15 protein-coding genes are annotated in these 16,720 nt (G+C 54.3%); 8 read left to right on the top strand and 7 right to left on the bottom strand.

What is annotated here, in order from left to right; all coding sequences use genetic code 11:
* Positions 1–161 precede the first annotated feature (161 nt).
* Positions 162–527 (top strand): hypothetical protein, encoded by a 366-nt coding sequence (locus BFP89_RS02770; RefSeq protein WP_065883899.1) that lies wholly within the window; start codon positions 162–164, stop codon positions 525–527.
* Positions 528–908: 381 nt separating this feature from the next.
* On the opposite strand, the gene mobI is transcribed toward BFP89_RS02770, so the two are convergent.
* Entirely contained in the window at positions 909–1,370 is a 462-nt protein-coding gene (mobI, locus tag BFP89_RS02765; RefSeq protein ID WP_065883897.1) for a conjugative transfer protein MobI(A/C), read from the bottom strand.
* A 150-nt stretch (positions 1,371–1,520) separates the two neighbouring features.
* Here mobI and BFP89_RS02760 point away from each other — a divergent pair, with 150 nt between their 5' ends.
* The gene (locus BFP89_RS02760) at positions 1,521–1,760 is read left to right on the top strand and encodes a hypothetical protein (RefSeq protein ID WP_065883895.1); all 240 of its coding nucleotides are present in this window, start codon (positions 1,521–1,523) and stop codon (positions 1,758–1,760) included.
* 25 nt (positions 1,761–1,785) lie between these two features.
* Here BFP89_RS02760 and BFP89_RS26975 read toward each other — a convergent pair whose 3' ends face one another.
* The 4 genes from BFP89_RS26975 to BFP89_RS02750 form a co-directional block, all read right to left on the bottom strand.
* Positions 1,786–2,154: a hypothetical protein gene (locus BFP89_RS26975; RefSeq protein ID WP_082463679.1), complete on the bottom strand. Its 369-nt coding sequence runs from the start codon at positions 2,152–2,154 to the stop codon at positions 1,786–1,788.
* A gap of 279 nt (positions 2,155–2,433) precedes the next feature.
* Positions 2,434–3,180: an AAA family ATPase gene (locus BFP89_RS26970; protein WP_083203152.1), complete on the bottom strand. Its 747-nt coding sequence runs from the start codon at positions 3,178–3,180 to the stop codon at positions 2,434–2,436.
* Between the two features lie 324 nt (positions 3,181–3,504).
* Entirely contained in the window at positions 3,505–5,148 is a 1,644-nt protein-coding gene (locus BFP89_RS02755) for a GMC family oxidoreductase (protein ID WP_065883894.1), read from the bottom strand.
* Positions 5,149–5,404: 256 nt separating this feature from the next.
* Complete coding sequence (locus BFP89_RS02750) at positions 5,405–6,364, bottom strand: LysR substrate-binding domain-containing protein (protein ID WP_234010441.1); 960 nt, start codon at positions 6,362–6,364, stop codon at positions 5,405–5,407.
* A 149-nt stretch (positions 6,365–6,513) separates the two neighbouring features.
* On the opposite strand from BFP89_RS02750, the gene BFP89_RS02745 reads away from it, so the two are divergent.
* The 3 genes from BFP89_RS02745 to BFP89_RS02735 all read left to right on the top strand — a co-directional run bounded on the left by BFP89_RS02745 (position 6,514) and on the right by BFP89_RS02735 (position 8,821).
* Positions 6,514–7,371, top strand: a complete 858-nt coding sequence (locus BFP89_RS02745) for an SDR family NAD(P)-dependent oxidoreductase (protein ID WP_056861411.1) — start codon at positions 6,514–6,516, stop codon at positions 7,369–7,371.
* A gap of 2 nt (positions 7,372–7,373) precedes the next feature.
* Positions 7,374–8,117: an SDR family NAD(P)-dependent oxidoreductase gene (locus BFP89_RS02740; protein ID WP_056861412.1), complete on the top strand. Its 744-nt coding sequence runs from the start codon at positions 7,374–7,376 to the stop codon at positions 8,115–8,117.
* 122 nt (positions 8,118–8,239) lie between these two features.
* Entirely contained in the window at positions 8,240–8,821 is a 582-nt protein-coding gene (locus BFP89_RS02735) for an NADPH-dependent FMN reductase (protein ID WP_065883890.1), read from the top strand.
* A gap of 825 nt (positions 8,822–9,646) precedes the next feature.
* Here BFP89_RS02735 and BFP89_RS02725 read toward each other — a convergent pair.
* Both BFP89_RS02725 and BFP89_RS02720 read right to left on the bottom strand, forming a co-directional pair.
* Positions 9,647–10,018 carry a DUF1203 domain-containing protein gene (locus tag BFP89_RS02725; RefSeq protein WP_225927072.1) on the bottom strand — a complete coding sequence of 124 codons (372 nt, stop codon included), beginning with the start codon at positions 10,016–10,018 and terminating at the stop codon, positions 9,647–9,649.
* A gap of 479 nt (positions 10,019–10,497) precedes the next feature.
* Positions 10,498–11,520 carry an AraC family transcriptional regulator gene (locus BFP89_RS02720; protein ID WP_043205926.1) on the bottom strand — a complete coding sequence of 341 codons (1,023 nt, stop codon included), beginning with the start codon at positions 11,518–11,520 and terminating at the stop codon, positions 10,498–10,500.
* A gap of 209 nt (positions 11,521–11,729) precedes the next feature.
* On the opposite strand from BFP89_RS02720, the gene BFP89_RS02715 reads away from it, so the two are divergent.
* From BFP89_RS02715 to BFP89_RS02705, 3 genes are read left to right on the top strand one after another with little or no spacing between them, the layout of a single operon-like run.
* Positions 11,730–13,391: a GMC family oxidoreductase gene (locus BFP89_RS02715; RefSeq protein WP_003192627.1), complete on the top strand. Its 1,662-nt coding sequence runs from the start codon at positions 11,730–11,732 to the stop codon at positions 13,389–13,391.
* Entirely contained in the window at positions 13,378–15,810 is a 2,433-nt protein-coding gene (locus BFP89_RS02710) for a flavin-containing monooxygenase (protein ID WP_043205928.1), read from the top strand. The genes BFP89_RS02715 and BFP89_RS02710 overlap by 14 nt, the downstream gene beginning before the upstream one ends.
* On the top strand, positions 15,807–16,652 hold the full coding sequence (locus BFP89_RS02705; RefSeq protein ID WP_015371099.1) for an SDR family NAD(P)-dependent oxidoreductase: 846 nt from the start codon (positions 15,807–15,809) through the stop codon (positions 16,650–16,652). Before BFP89_RS02710 ends, BFP89_RS02705 begins: the two co-directional genes overlap by 4 nt.
* Positions 16,653–16,720: the final 68 nt, after the last annotated feature.

The following is a 16,720-nucleotide window of genomic DNA, read 5'->3' as shown; positions in this document are numbered from 1 at the left end:
GCCGAAGCGTTTAGATCAGCGACATGCACGCCCTCCATGTGACGAGTTAGCTTGCCGAGTACGCTGAAACCCATGCGCCGACTCGCAGGTAGCATCTCATCTTGGGTTTTCCGAAAGCTACCGGAGAGTGTCTAGCGACCTCATCTAACCGGAGCAGCACCATGGAATTTCGTTACGTTGGTAACGGGCAGTACTTCCCACCTATTGCACCAAACGGTCGGATTTACGCTGTACCTCTTGGGCAGGAAACCCAGGTAGAAATTTTCTGCCTGACCCCAGTAGGTATCATGGGCGCGGGCATCCAATCGCACTGGTCAGAAATCGTTGGTTGTTACTACGACGACGAATCATGGGAGATCATCCCGCGCAACTACTCGGGACGAGGGATGCGCTTCCGCAGAGGCCTATCCTGCATCATGGTGATCGCAGGCAACGAGGCCCTCACGACACACATCCAGGGCTACCCCATTCCCTTGTGCGTAATGAACCGCATTGCATTCGAACAGCAGCGAGGCAGTGAGGGGTAGCGCGTTACCGTCACCACCCGCTACGCGACACGGGTACCAGCTAGGTCGACACCTACCAAAGATTATTTTATGAAAGTGAAGCCCTTCACTACTAATACAGATCACAGCTCGCCGGCTGACTTAATCATAAGCGTCACTGCTAATAGCAAATACGGCTTCCGCCCCCCGCCTGCACGGGCCTGCAGGCTGACAGCGAGTAGATTTAGCGCCCTACACTGCTTATAGCCCGTACCCATCGACTTCCCTGACGAAGCGCAACAGCATGTCTCGCCGGAGTTCACTGCTGATACGCGAAAGCCCCGCCAGACCTTGCTGCACGGGGCTTTCGGGCATTGAAGTCGGTTCAGATCCGTTCGGCACTGCTTATAGTGCACTCAGCCCCTACTCCTCCGAGCAGATATCGCCATGATCGAGCGCCTGATATCTAGACAGCTTTTTCTCATAGGCGACCAACGACCGACGCAGCTGACGATTCTCACTGGCGATGCTGCGAATCTCAGCCAGACGCTCCTCAACCTGTAAAACGAGGCGACGGTAAGGGGATTTAACAAACTCAAACGAGGAGGCAGGGTATTTGTGCTTGCCGTTGCCTTTAGGAATAGTCAGCGGCGCGAACTTGTTTTTTTGCCCTTGCAGTGGCACCAGTCTGCACCAGTAGATCGAGTACGCGTTCGGGCTCGTTTGCTTGATTGACACAGCAGCCACGACAGATTTGACCCCGGTCTTTTTGTATATCTTCATTGACGCATCCATATAGCTTGAGACCAAGCATCTTGCGTCCGTGAGCAGCTGCTCGTACTGTTGATCCAGCAGGGTGACTATAGTTTGTGCATCTTTGCTCATAATCACGGCTCTCTTCGCTGTAAGAGCAACAATGGTGACCGATCGCTGAGCACACGGAAGTCGATTTCAGACGGTTTTATCGCCGGAAATCTGTTGAAAGTGGGTGGCTTGCCCACGCTATGACCCTACTTCGCATCAGATGACCGACGGATGACGACAGGTCAGTCGCAGAAAAACATAACGTACAAAGGATGCACGATAGATGACGACGGCAGCCTTGACCCTGTGTGGAACAAGGTCGACATGTTAGAAGCAGATGACAGCAAGCGGGCGCGTATCCCTGCCAAGCTGCAACTGGCCGATTTCTTCCAGTTACGACAGGCAGAAATCGGCCAAAAGCAGTCGTTCACGGGAGGCGGCTCTCGACCCACAGCAGTAATCTCGCATTGATTTAAAGCAATGCCTCCTGCCCATCCTAAAATCGTGATGGCAGTTCATTTCCGGCCTGGGCATCCGAAAAGACCTCATCTGGATCTGCCTGACACCAATATCTGAAAAGTAGGCGAGGCTCGATATTTCCGAAATATTGATCCACGATGCTCTCGGGGCGCACGACCAATTTAGGTTCTGGCCATTGCTGGGCTAAAACACCTAATGGTTTGCCAGATGAATAAACAACCCAAGTGGCCTTGCCTCCACTGATACGAGGTAGGTAGTCCATATCTTGTATCACTTCGATCAAGGTGCGCAGTGTTGCTGATTGATCGAATGTGATCGATATTGCATGACTTTCCAGATCATCTCCCGCATGAACGCTATCTCGATCAACGGCAACTACCAACATGACTGCTCCTTTTAGTGGTGTGCTTTCACCAGATCGATCAGCGTAGAGACATCAGCGGCTAACTGTCGAGTGCGCTTCTAGCCGAAACCTGCCGTACCAGGCTACCGCTTTCGGCAAGAAGTGGCCATTCTCCTCAAAATCGGCGGCATCTCGATCTACGCTAAACAAGGCAATAATGCCGTCGTACTTATTAAGCCGCGATCGGCAACAATTCATTTTTTTGCGCCAGCGATCTTGATAAACGCTCTAGCCATCGATGTTCTTCAGTGCCTGAACTAACTAAAAATCATGCTTTTCATCAAATAGTTTGCTCATAAAGCTTTCAGGGTTAGCAAAGTAACTTTTCATAATTAGGTAGTTTTCAGTTTCTGAATATTCCTTCTCTACCAATCCACTATTGGTAAACTCCCAAATTCTGGCGCCCGGGTAAGCAATTAAAATTGGTGAGTGAGTTGCAATTATGAACTGCGAATTTTGTTTTGCGAGTTCCGCTATACGTACCAGCAGAGATAATTGGCGTTGGGGAGATAGCGCAGATTCAGGCTCGTCTAGTAAATACAATCCGTTTCCTCCGAATCGATGTAAAATCAGATCCATAAAAGCCTCCCCATGAGACCTCGTATGAAGATCGTTTCCCCCGTATGAGTCCTTAATAGCTGGCCCGCCAGGTCCGCAATCCAACTTATTCATCTCTGTAATTACATTATAAAAACTTTCTGCGCGATAAAAATAGCCATCTCGAGGTCGCTTTGCTGTGCGTGACAAGCGCAATGCCTTGGACAGTAGGGATTTTTCATCGCTGGAAGAAAACTTGAAATTCTTACTGCCTCCCTCATGATTAAAGCCACATGAAACTGCAATAGCCTCTAAGAGGGTTGACTTACCGCTACCGTTTTCTCCAACGAAAAAATTTATCACGGGATGAAGCTCGATTTTGCTAATTGATTGAATTGAAGGCAAATAGAAGGGGAAATTATTCTCTTCTCTATAGTTCTCTAAGATTTCAATTCTCTTAATGTAAGGCATTAACTTCCTGACTTTATTTATCTTATTTGATGGTTATAGTTATATGTGTGATACTTAGGGTAATTATAAATAGTCTTTCTGTAGTTTGGCTCTTTTTTATAAGCACTAGATATGTCCGACATAAAAATAAACCATTCTTGGCTCGCGCCGCAGTTGCGGCGCTGTTTCGGCCAAACTTCTAATTTGCAATTTATCGTCTATTGACGGCGTTTGCTCAACGGTCTCCGTATATTTTATTCAATTTCAGATTATGGTTCTTATTGCAGAGTTCGGCTTTAGCGATCCAATCATTGATGCTCCAGTTTTACGCTGCGTTCGGGGAAATTATCGAGTCAGGTGGGCACCAATGCGTTCGGCTAGCATGATAGTAGTAAGATTTGTCGCCACCGATGGGATATCCGGGATGATAGAGGCATCCACAACACGCAGTGCCGCGATACCTCGCACCGCGCCCCAATTGTTGACTACGGCGGCCTTGTCACCGTCCGCGCCCATCGGCACGCTCGACGTGGGGTGCTGATAGCCGGCGACATTGTTTACGATGTTTTGTCGCAAAGCCTTGCCTTCAAGTACGCTGCTACCCGGTGTCATTTCATGGTCAACCAAGTCAGCAAACGGTGCACTGCGGCCAATCTTGCGAGACAGTTCTACAGCTTCGACCATGCGATCCAAGTCATTTTCCTGTTCAAAAAAGTTGTACCGAATGTTCGGCGCAACTCGGGGGTCACGGCTGGTCAAGCGTACGCTACCGTTGGATTTAGGTAATGTGACGGCGCATGCCAGCACTATCGCACCGCCGGTAGGGCTTGCCTTTGGGTCGATCAGGTGTGTACCGGAGATATGTAAGTCCAGATCGTCCGGTGCGGCGTGTTGCGAACGAGTCCAGGCGATGGCGCCGCCGGCTGGGGTCATAGCAATTGCGGAGGTCTTCAGCGCGTAGACGTTGAAGAAAAACGGATGTTCTTGCAACCGTTCACCTACCGGTAGATCAGCGACGGTGGCGATTCCCATCTCGCGAAGATGGCCTTGTGGGCCGATACCGGAGCGTAGCAGGATAGCGGGGCTGCCTATGGCACCGGCCGACAAGATTACTTCGCCGGCTGGAACTATCTCGCCGTCTACTAGCAATACACCTATGGCGCGTTCTCGTTCTATCAGGACGCGGTCGGCTTCAGCGTGGCCGCGGATAGTGAGGTTGGCGCGAGCCCGCACGTCTGCACTCAGGTAAGCCATGCCGGTATTGATTCGGGTGCCGTTGATGACATTCAACGGGTAGGGACCTACGCCGTGCTGGCGCGCGCCGTTGAAGTCATCCACGAGCGGCAGTCCAACTGACTCGGCAGCCGCCACGAAAGCACGCATTGAGATAGTATTCTGCGCAGCAGTGCGCTGACGCACTGGAAATGGGCCGGTACGGCCATGCCATGCATCTTCGCCAGTTGGCGTGTTTTCCATCGTTCGGTAGGCGGACAGCACTTCCGGCCAAGCCCAACCTTCGATTCCGCGTCCGGCCCAGCGCGCAAAGTCGGCAGGACGCGCACGCATCGCCACAGCAGCATTGACCGCGGAGCTACCACCGATCACTCGGCCGCGTGGGATGGCTATGTCGTGACCTATCCGAGCTGAGTCGTCACTATGGTAATGCCAGTCGTATTCGGGAGAGGCGGCAACTAGGTCGGCGTTCGTCAGCACTGCTGGATACCGGTCGGGCGCAAAGTCGGGACCTGCGTCGAGCAGCAGCACACTGCGCAGCGGGTCGGCACTGAGACGTGCTGCAAGGACGGCACCGGCAGATCCACCACCGACGATCACCACGTCAAACTGCTTGCCAGTCCGAGGGGTCTCTTTAGTTTTACTGGAGCTGCGCGTTGCACTAGAGGCAAACGTAGCAGCGCCTGCCGTCATTGCAACCAGCACTGCCTGTGCTCCCAAAGCTATCGCGCCGCGTCGTGTGATTGTCAAAGTCATAGATTCCAGATCAGGTATCGTTAGTGCCGTCGAGGATGAGAGGCAAGAAACCATGGTAGGAACGCGTACCTGACCCAGCAAGACGGGGTTTCTGGAATCTGTGTCCGGTGGAATGGACGTCGAGAACTCCCCCTATCTTCGGCGCCTACCCGCTCGGTAGTGCCGCCGTAGTTGCTGTATTCGGTAAAAAAATGTGCTGTATTCACGGAGAAGCCGCTGCAACGATTTGCCCAGCGTATTAAGGATGGCTTTACAGCTAGAGGATCTTGGGAAACTCCGAAGCCAAGTGATCCAAGAAAACACGTACTGACGGCAGTAATCCTTTGCGGGAAGGTACCAGTGCAGTGATCCTGGCATCGCCAGCTATCCATTCGGGCAGAACTCGATGAAGCTCACCACGCGCAACGGCCGCCCGCGCGATGTAACTCGGCAGGGCCACAATCCCAAGCCCGCTGATAGCTGCATGTTGCAGGCTGAGCATGTCCTCGCTTTGCAGCCGCGGCATGATGGGCACAGCAATTTCTTCGATCGATAAAGTGACATGGCGCAACCGCCAGTTCATGGGGGCATTAGCTCGCGCAAAGAAAATCGAGGCGTGGCTGCTTAGCTCCGCTGGCGTGGCCGGTGCGCCATGTTCGGCCAGATAGCTTGATCCGGCGAACAGAAACCAGGGAGCGACCCCGAGCATGCGCTGGACAAGATCGGAGTCCGGCAATGGAGCCTCATGCGCCCGGATGGCGACGTCGTAATTTTCGCCAACAATATCGATGGTTCGATCGGCTGCATGAGCGACCATATTGATCTTGGGATAGACACGAAGGAAGTCAGCGATCATGCCCGCCATGGCGAAATTCATGGTCGCGACTCCAGCGGTACACCGGATGGTCCCGACGGGCTCCAACAACCGCTGACGCACTGACATTTCTGCCATCTCCGCTTCTCGCAGCGCGGCCAGCGCGTGCTGGTAAAACTCTTCTCCTGCCTCGGTCATACCGAAGCGACGCGACGTTCGGCTAAGCAAACGCACACCTAATTCGCCCTCCAATTGTTGCATGCGGTGGCTAAGCGTTGACTTGGGCATACCGGTACTTGCAACTGCGGCAGTAAACCCACCGCGATCGACCACATTGACAAAAATAAACAGATCGTTCAGGTCCAGCCGATTCACGTATGGCCCAATCATAGGAAGGCAATTTTTAATCTTGAAGAGTTCCAAGGGTACCGTCTAGAACTATGTGGTTATTTGGCAATGTTTCGCTGGGAAGGAGCGTCCAATGAGCGGGAAGTTGAATCTGGCCAAACCGGCTTGTTGGGGGGAGGCCCAATACCTAACATCCGGTGAATAGCCAAACCCCGGAGCAGAGAATGAAATCAATAAATGGCAAAGTCGTCCTCGTTACTGGTGCCTCATCGGGATTGGGGCGCGAGTTAGTGCATCAACTGCTGGAAAAAGGTGCGCTAGTCGCAGCCACCTTTCGCAAGCAAGAAGAAGTGGATTTCTATAACGGTAAACATGCTGCGCAGGGCATGGGCGTTTTGGTAGACGTGACAGACGATGTGGCGGTCAAAACGGGTGTGGCCCAGGTGCTGGATCACTTTGGACGTATCGACATTGTCGCCAACTGTGCGGGTGCTGGCACAGTGGGTGCAGTTGAAGAAATGACGGATCGAGAAGCGCGGCGTGTATTCGATCTGAATTTCTTTGGCGGCCTGAACATCATTCGCGCTGTAACCCCTGCGATGCGCAAGCAGCGCAGCGGGCACATCATTCAATTCTCCGCAATCGGTGGCTTCATTGGCTACCCGGGCATGGGCGTGTACTCGGCCGCTAAGGGCGCTACTGACATCCTGGGGGAAGCACTGGCAGGTGAACTTGCACCCTTTAACATCGCCACGACTGTGTTGACCATCGGTGTATTCGAGACCCAATTTGCGGGTCGCTCACTGGCTTACGTCGAGCAAAAAATCGATGACTATGAAGGCACACCCGTCGGTAAGTTCCGTGTAGCTATAGGTGGTCTGCAAGGTAAGCAGCCGAATGTTCCAGGAAAAGGGGCTTTGGCGATTATCAACCTGATGGAGGCGGATCATCCACCCGTACACGCGGCCTTGGGTGCCGATGCGATGGGCGGAATGCGTGCAAAAATGGCCAAAGTCGAGCAGGAACTTGTCCAGTGGCAGGGCAACGCAACCTCTACAGAACGCAGCATCAACGGAATCTGATCATGCGAATGACCAACAAAGTTGTACTGATTACCGGCGCATCGCGCGGGCTCGGATTATCCCTGGCACGTCGTTTTGCCAGAGAGGGGGCTTCCGTTGCGTTGACGTACAACACTGACGCTGCCGCAGCCGACCGAAATGTCGAGGCTCTCGTTGCTGAGGGCGCTCAAGCAATGGCCATCGGGGGAGACATCAGCGACCCGGACGCTGTCAAAGCCATATTCGCAGCAGTGCTGGCTCGATTTGGGCGCATCGATATTGTCGTGGCCAATGCCGGGCGGGAGCTTATCGACACACCGATCACGGAAATCGATAACGCGATGTTCGAGGCTGTCACCAAAACCAATGTGTTTGGCACCTTCTATACGCTTCGCGAAAGTGCGCGCCATGTTACCGATGGTGGACGCATCATCGTGATTTCGTCCACTACGACGATCGTACCGAACGCAGGCTTCACCGCGTATGCCGGAAGCAAAGCCGCCGGCCGGCTTTACGTTGAATGTCTCGCGCAGGAAATGGGCAAGCGTAACGTCACGGTGAACGGTGTGGTACCGGGGCCGCTACGTGACGCCGGTGTCATCGCAAACCTTCAGGAAAATGACTATCAGGCATTGGCACAGTTGTCGCCATTTGCGCGCTTGGGCTCTGTCGCCGATGTCGAAGGCGCCGTGCTTTTCCTGGCAAGTGACGATGCAGCTTGGATTTCCGGTCATCACCTGGTTGTCAACGGCGCCGCCAAAGTATAGGGCAGACCCACATGACCAGGCGGTGGGGCAGTCCTCATCGTTCGGCCACCGTTCGACGTCCGTTTTTTTGTTCTTTTCAAATTGATTACCCCCTTTAAAGCCACTTAAATCAAGGTCCCATCATGTCGCCTAAAAAGATTGCCGTCATTGTCGGCAGCCTGCGCAAAGAGTCGTTGAACCGCCTATTTGCTCAAGAAGTAATCGCGCTTGCGCCACCGAGCCTTTTATTAGAAATAGTCGAGATCAATGAACTGAATCTGTTTAACCAAGACTTGGAAGAAAACGGTAAGAGTGCCCCTGAAGCCTGGACTCGTTTTCGCCAAAATATGGCGTCGAAAGATGGAGTACTGTTTTTCACTCCCGAATACAACAGGTCAGTTCCTGGTGTATTGAAGAACGCCATTGATATTGGTTCTCGCCCTTACGGCGAGTCTGTGTGGGCAGGCAAACCCGCAGCTATCGTAAGCGTATCGCCCGGTGCCAGCGGCGGCTTCGGTGCTAACCATCATTTACGTCAGTCTATGGTATTTCTGGACATGCCACTTTTGCAGCAGCCGGAAGCGTATATCGGTGGGGCGACAAGGCTACTGGGGCCAGGCGGAAATTTGAATGACGACGGAACTACTCAGTTCTTGAAAAAATTCATTGACGCCTTTGCTGCATGGGTCGAAATCAATACCGCCAAGTCAACGGGTTTAATCTAGGGTGCTAGAAACTCTCTGCTTTGGCTGATCTAAGGCGTTGTATGAGTCGTCTCAGGTTTCACGTACGGCCTTAGTGTCCGCTAATGGCCGGGAGCTGCGGTACGCAACTGAAAGCTTCCGGCCCAAAAAAGCGGCTCCGAATCGCCGAATGAAGGCTAAGAAACCTGATCACCTATCACTATGATGGGTGCTCCGAAGGTTACATCAGATAGCCGAGTAGCCTCAGCTAATGCCCGTAAAGGGGCAGGCAAATCGAAAAGTGTCAGTGGATTCAGTGGGCGGCATTGCAGCTCATACCCCCTCAAGGCCTGGCGTGAATCGCGATGAACGTCTGACCAGTCGTACGCGAAGAACCCACGTTTGGCAAATTCAACGAAAGCGTTTACGCCAGCCCTGGCAGTGACCCGATCTACATCGGACACCTCCGGCAATGAAAGGACAAATTCTTCGGAGTTTTCGACGGAGGGCATTGCGGAATCAGGAACCGGCCCTGGCCCCCCCGTAGTGAAGAGCGCAACCTGCCCGACGGCGTCGGTGGCGACCCATCCAACATCAAAGTCCTGGAGAACGAAGGGAGCCACCATTTGCACCTACTTTATAAAAAGGGACGAGTTGATTTCCTAACTCTACTTGCCAGCCCAGAGTGTGTAAAAGCGCGTCGGCAAACTCTTAAAGCGGGAAGAAATTCGACGAGTTCATTGCCCCAGCTTTAAACATCCGGTTCTGGCCGATTACTGCCCGCTACGACAGGCAGAAATCGGCCAATAGCGGAAAGTTGGTGACTAGAAAAGTCGAAAGCGGAACGAGCCATCGAGACTGCGGCGACTACGCCCTATCTATTCGCCCGGAGTAGCAACCCTGCTTGGCATTGTGAACGTGAATGTAACTAACCCCTGGATCAGCAAACATCCGAGTAACAACAGGTTCTATCGCTATTCCATCTACGACGTCGGCATTGAGCATCATCCCATCATCAGTGAATGCACGAAGTGATAGCAGACGGATTCGCATAGACTCGGGTATCTGATCGACTGCGTCATAAGCTTGCGTAGCCCACTCCCTTATGAAGATCGCATGTGAGGCACGGTATGGCGTCTCGGCTGGCTGAGAGAGATGGTTGAGTAAAAGCACACTCTGACCTAGCTCTGCATCCTTTATTTCGATACGGTCAGGAAAGCCTGGGTTGCTGTCGACCATGTAACGCTTTATCCCGAGAGATGCTAGCTCTTGGTCGGGCAATCCAAACAGTGACTGGAATGGCTCGGGGGAAAGGCCAGTTATACGAAACGCCATGGTTAAACTCCTATTAGTTGGAGTCGTATCAGGCTGGAATTCGTCCAGCACTTACTATCCGTTTCTTGCTGCCTTATTCAAGCTGACCGAGACCGACTGCTTAGGGTCGATAGCTGCCGGTGACGACTGGCAGTCATCGGCCAAAAGCATCCGGTCAGTCTGGTCCTAGCTGAGGAAGCTGACGCTTGGATCTGTCTATACAGCCATGGGCAGTTCATTATTTTGAGGGGGCCGAGCTTAAGTTTTGTGCAGCGGTGTGCCCAAAAGGTACTTTCAGCGGTTGGTATACCAATAGTTTATAAAACCAAAGTCTTCAACAAAATCGGTCAGAAGTGGGTATTCACTCTCGTGAAAGCGCTCTGGGGTGTTTACAGTTCGTCTGTCTAATAATTACCAAAGTTATTTTTTTGCTGTGAAAACTGACTTGGCGATATGCCATGCCAGCGCTTGAATGCCTGGGAGAAACTTGACAGGTCGCTGAAACCTAAGCGTTCAGCGATCTCAGTCAGGTTGTGACCGTCCTTTAGCAGATTGATGGCGTTGCGACTGCGGACGTCGGCGAGCAGTTTTCGGAATGTTGTCCCTTCCTCTTTTAATCTGCGTTTGAGTGTGCGCGGGCTCACATGTAGTAGTTCGGAAATGCTGGATAGATCGGGCATGCCATTATCCGGGGTGTTCAGGTAGTGCTGCACCAATGCCGTCATCCCGGCGTGTGCGATGCGACGTTGCATCAGTTGCGTGCACATCTGTTCGCACATCGAAACAGTCACCGCGTTGGCTTGAGGTAAAGGGAGACTGAGAAAAGAGCGATTAAAGGCCAAGCTGTTGCTATTAGCCGCGTACGAAGGGGCACACCCCAGCACTTTCACATTGTCAGGGATAGGCGGCGGCTGCTTGCTCAGGCAGAAGCGTGATAACGAGAAGTCATTGCCGCCCAGTTCCTTTAGCAACAGCGCAGCCGCTGACATGTCGCGGGTCAATAGAAATTCGCGTAGGTCCGGTGCTAATCCTAGAACGGCAAAGGTCAGCACTCCTTCATCGCCTTGTTCCTCATAGGCGACCACCGTGAACGCGTAGGTCAACGGCAAAAAGCGCAGCGCCAGGGCCAGCGCATCGCCGACGGTTGCACTGCTAATCAGACCGTAACCGAATAGGCCGTAGGTCGAGAAGTGATAGCGCGTGCCGACTTCGAAACCTAGCCCCGCAGCATGGCCTGATAAACGCAACAGGTTTTCGGCAACGCGCAGCTCCTGGTCGGCAGTTAACTCCAAATTCGGATCGGTCAATTGAGCCAACGTCAGTCCCGAGCCGAGCAAAATCTTTTCAGCCCGAAAACCTTTTTCATCGCCGAACTCAACCATCAGCAAGGTACTGGTCGGACCCCGAAGAAAATTCCTAAAGCTCATACCGAGGTGCCTTCGATGAAAACATTGGCCCAAATAATAAAGTAGTTGTCCCGTTGCAGCATTCGGATCTTTAACAAGGCGCGTCACCATTGAGTCGCACGGTTCGCCGTTCCAACAACAATAAAAGGTCACCGCAGCGCCTGGTCAAGCCAGGTCGCGCGTTTGCGAAGCCGCAAACGCCGCTCTGCCTTGCCCAAGGAATAACAACCATGAAAAAGACTTTCGATTTCATTGTCGTCGGCGGAGGTTCCGCTGGTTGCGTGGCGGCCGGACGGTTGTCCGAAGATCCGGACACCAGCGTCTGCTTGCTGGAAGCGGGAGGGGAGGGACGGTCCAGTCTGGTCCGTATTCCTGCTGCGACAGTGGCCATGGTACCGACCAAGGTGAACAACTGGGCCTTCGACACTGTTGCGCAGGCCGCGCTGCTAGGACGTACGGGGTATCAGCCGCGAGGCAAGACGTTGGGCGGCTCTTCGTCGATCAACGCCATGATTTACGTGCGTGGGCATCAGTGGGATTACGACCATTGGGCTTCTCTGGGCAATCCTGGCTGGGGGTACAAGGACGTCTTGCCGTATTTCCTGCGCAGTGAGCATAACGAGCGCCTTGATGATGCCTGGCACGGCAGAGACGGGCCGCTATGGGTCAGCGATTTGCGCTCCGACAACCCCTTTCAGCAACGTTTTCTGGAGGCTGCCCGCGAGACCGGGTTGCCGCTCAACGACGACTTTAATGGGGCAGAGCAGGAGGGGGTCGGTGCCTATCAAGTCACGCAAAAACATGGCGAGCGCTACAGTGCGGCACGCGCTTATCTGCTGCCCCACATTGGCGTGCGCGATAACCTGAGCGTTGAAACCCGCGCCCAAGTGCAACGCATTCTGTTCGAAGGTACTCGTGCTGTGGGTGTGGAGGTGTTGCAACACGGACAGGTTTACGTCCTTCGAGCTCGGCGTGAAGTGATCCTTGCCGCAGGTGCGTTCCAGACCCCGCAGTTATTGATGCTCTCCGGCGTGGGGCCGAAGGTGGAGTTGCAGCGCCATGGCATCCCGTTGTTGCACGAACTGCCGGGGGTCGGGCAAAACCTGCAGGATCATCCGGATTTTGTCTTCGTCTACAAGACAAACAGCCTCGACGCCATGGGCGTTTCCCTGGGCGGCTGCCTGAAAATATTGAAGGAGATCTGGAGATTTCGCCAAGAGCGTCGCGGCATGCTCACCTCTAACTTCGCTGAAGGGGGAGCGTTTCTCAAAACCTGCGACACATTAGACAAACCGGATATCCAATTGCATTTTGTCGTTGCCCCGGTCGAAGACCATGCGCGTACCTTGCGCATGGGGCACGGGTTATCGTGCCACGTCTGTCTATTACGCCCGCGTAGTCGCGGCAGCGTTACGTTGGCGAGTAACGATCCACAAGCGGCACCGCTGATCGATCCGGCGTTTCTGAAAGATCCGCAGGATCTCGAAGACATGGTCGCGGCATTCAAACTCACCCGTCGTCTGATGCAGGCTCCTTCACTGGCCAAGTGGATCACACGGACCCTGTACACCGAAGGGGTCGAAACCGATGAGCAGATTCGCACTCTGCTGCGTGAGCGCACCGATAGCGTCTATCACCCCGTGGGCACGTGCCGAATGGGCGATGATCCATTGGCCGTGGTCGACGCTCAACTGCGCGTACACGGCTTGCAAGCTCTGCGCATCGTCGACGCATCAATTATGCCGACCCTGATTGGCGGCAACACCAATGCGCCTACGATCATGATCGCCGAGAAGGCCGTGGACTTGATTCGTGGTCTCCCGCAGACGCATTCGTCCGCCCGTTTCGAAAACGCCGTCGCTGCTAAAGAGGTGCCTCATGTCACAGCCTGAAGCGCAAGTCGATAATCAAGCGGACAAGCCCCTGAGCGCCATTATCATCGGTACGGGGTTTGCCGGCATAGGTATGGCCGTGGCCCTTCAAAAGGCAGGGGTGAAGGACTTTCTGATCCTGGAGAAGAAACTCGATGTTGGCGGCGTCTGGAGGGACAACAGTTACCCCGGTGCCGCGTGTGATGTGCCTTCGCATTTGTACTCGTTCTCGTTCGAACCGAACCCGGAATGGAGCCGGGTGTTCGCACCCCAGGCCGAAATTCATGCCTATCTGCGTCGTTGCACAGAGAAGTACGGGTTGCATCCCTCCATTCGTTTTGGCGCTGAAGTGTTGTCCGCTGAATTCGATGAAGCCAACTCGCTCTGGCGTGTGATTCTAAAAGACGGCCAGGTGCTGAGTGCTTCCCTGTTGATCAGTGGTACCGGCCAGCTCAGCCGTCCGGCATTCCCCGCGCTGTCGGGTATGGAGCGCTTCAAGGGCCATGTGTTCCATTCAGCGACCTGGGACCATGATTATCCGTTGGCCGGTAAGCGGGTGGCGGTGGTCGGTACCGGTGCGTCGGCGATTCAGTTCGTACCGGCGATTGCCGCAACTGTCGGGCACCTGAAAGTCTTCCAGCGTTCGCCGGCGCACCTGATGCCACGGCCGGACCGCGCCTACTCCGAAAGGGAAAAGTCGCTTTTTCTCAGAATGCCGGGGTTTATGCGCGCCTACCGCGCTCTAATCTATCTGCGCTACGAATCACGCGCGCTGGCCTTCACCCGTTTCAAAGGCCTGATGAAGTGGGCGGTGGGGGTCCCGTTTCGTCGATTACTGGCCGAGCAAGTGCGCGATCCGTCGTTGCGACAGAAGTTGACGCCGGATTATCCGTACGGCTGCAAACGTATTCTACTGTCCAGCGAGTACTTCAAGACCATGAGCCGGTCCAATGTGGAGCTGGTGACGCAGGGAATTGCGCGGGTCAACGAGAGCGGTATTGAGACCGTTGACGGTGAGCGACATGAGGTGGACGCGATCATCTACGGCACCGGTTTTGCGGCAACCAAGTTCCTGGCGCCGATGCGTATCGTCGGACGTGGGGGGGTGGACCTGAACTATGCCTGGCGCAATGGTACGCGTGCCTATCTTGGGTTGACTGTGCCCGAGTTTCCGAACTTCTTCATGTTGTACGGACCGAACACCAATTTGGGGCACAACTCAATCGTTTATATGCTGGAGAGTCAGATTTCTCATGTCATGCGTTGCTGGCGTATGCTCAAGGACACGGGTGCCAATACTGTCGAAGTTGATTCGAGCGTGTATCAACGCTTCCACAGGCGTACTCAGCAGCGCCTGGCCGCTACGGTATGGAGCGGCTGCAAAAGCTGGTACGTCGATGCCTCCGGTAATAACAGCACTAACTGGCCGGGTTTCACACTCAGCTATCGCGGGTTAACTCGTTTTTCAGGCTTGCACACCTATCGTTTCAGCCGTCCGTTCGACGGTGGTTCGACCATAGCAGCCCCCACGGGGCTAAAGGAAAAGCTGAGTGCTGGGTTCTTAAGGCTGTTTTTGCGCACCACATTCCGTTCACTGATCGGTCCGGGCTTGAGCGCTGCGGCGCAGCGTAAAGTGGTGCGCGTGTTGTCGGCATTGATGCCGGGTACGCAAGGTGTGTTTCAGTATCGTCAATTGGTCAATAACGTACCGGTGCAAGTAGTTGCTCCTAAGCAAGGCGAAAACGGTGGGGTGATCCTGTATTTGCACGGTGGGGCGTTTTGTGTGGGGTCGCCGCATACTCACTGGAGCATTACAAGCCGTCTTGCCAGGAGCTCGGGTATGTCGGTGTGGGTGGTTGATTATCGATTGGCACCGGAGAATCCGTGTCCTGCGGGGCTCGATGATGCGTTGCTCTGCTACGAGGCGCTGAGGGCTCAGGGCTATACACCCTCACGGATTTTCCTGGCGGGTGATTCAGCCGGAGCTTCGTTGGCGCTGTGCCTGGCGCTAAAACTACGCGACATATACGTTCGCTTTGCCGGCGCGCTGTTATTGATGTCGCCGATGGTCGACCCACGTCTTAGCGGCACCTCTATGTCCTCGCGCAAAAAGCAAGATCCGATGATCAGTCGAGGCTGGCTGGAGCAGGGGTTGAGGTGGTATGCCGGTGAGCTGATGGAGCAGCCGCTGCAGGTCAGCCTGAAAGGGCTACCGCCGATGATGGTTCAGGTCGGCGACGATGAGTTGCTGCTGTCCGACTCCACTCGCTTAGCCGAGCACGCCATCTGTAGCGGAGTCGATTGTCGTGTGGAGATCTACATGACGCGGTGGCACGTCTTTCAATTGCAAGCGTTCTACCTGCGTTCAGCGGCAAATGCGCTACAGGCCATAGGCAGTTTTGCGCAGGGGCAACTGCCCCGCTCAGGAGAGCAGCAATGAAACCCTACGTGCTCAACGGCCGCGTGGTGGCTATCACGGGCGGTGCCGGCGGCCTTGGGTTGGCTCTGGCCAAGGCGCTTCGCGCCAAAGGCGCCCGGATCGCGCTGCTTGACCTCGATGGCGCGGTTGTAGATGAGAAGGCTCGTGAGCTGGGCGGAACCGATGTCGCAGCTGGCTGGCAAGCAGATGTCTGTTCTCTGGATAGCGTCGAAACAGCCATGGCTTCGGTCGTTCAGCATTTTGGCGGAATCGATGTGGTGATTGCCGGCGCAGGCATCTACGTCGTCGACTCCATGGCCACTATGGAACCTCGTCTATTCGAGCGCCACACCGACATCAACCTCAATGGTGTCTTCCGTACGTTCCGTGCGGTGCTGCCTTACGTGAAGGAGCGTAAGGGCTATCTCATGGCGATCTCATCAATGGCTGCATTCATCCATGGCCCGCTCAGCGGTCACTATGCGGCTAGCAAGGCGGGGGTCTGGGCGCTGTGCGACAGTGTCCGACTTGAGGTACGTCATCTTGGGGTCGGCGTAGGATGCGTGCACCCGACATTTTTCAGGACCCCAATGATGGATGCTGTACAAGCTGATCCAGTCGGGAACAAGGTCTGGGGCGGAAACGAGAGGGGGCTATGGAAAATGATTGGACTCGATGATGTCATCGTCAGCATCGTCAAGGGTATCGAGCGTCGTTGTGACACTGTGATTATTCCCAAGCGCAATACTTTAGTTGCATGGTTGCCAGGCATATTTCGCCGTGTGGTCGAAGCAGTCGGCTTCAAGGATGCGGATATTGTCGAGACCATCCGACTCGCCCAGCAAGCACGCGGCGGAAAATAGGAAAGCTTAATTTCCTCTTGACCCCAACCAATATCTTGATACCAATGACTGCTGATGGCCGGTTAGCG

It is taken from the genome of Pseudomonas sp. 31 R 17, from assembly GCF_900004915.1.
Lineage (GTDB): Bacteria > Pseudomonadota > Gammaproteobacteria > Pseudomonadales > Pseudomonadaceae > Aquipseudomonas > Aquipseudomonas orientalis_A.
Note: the sequence above shows the minus strand (reverse complement) of the source record. Positions and strands in the feature narration are given on the sequence as shown.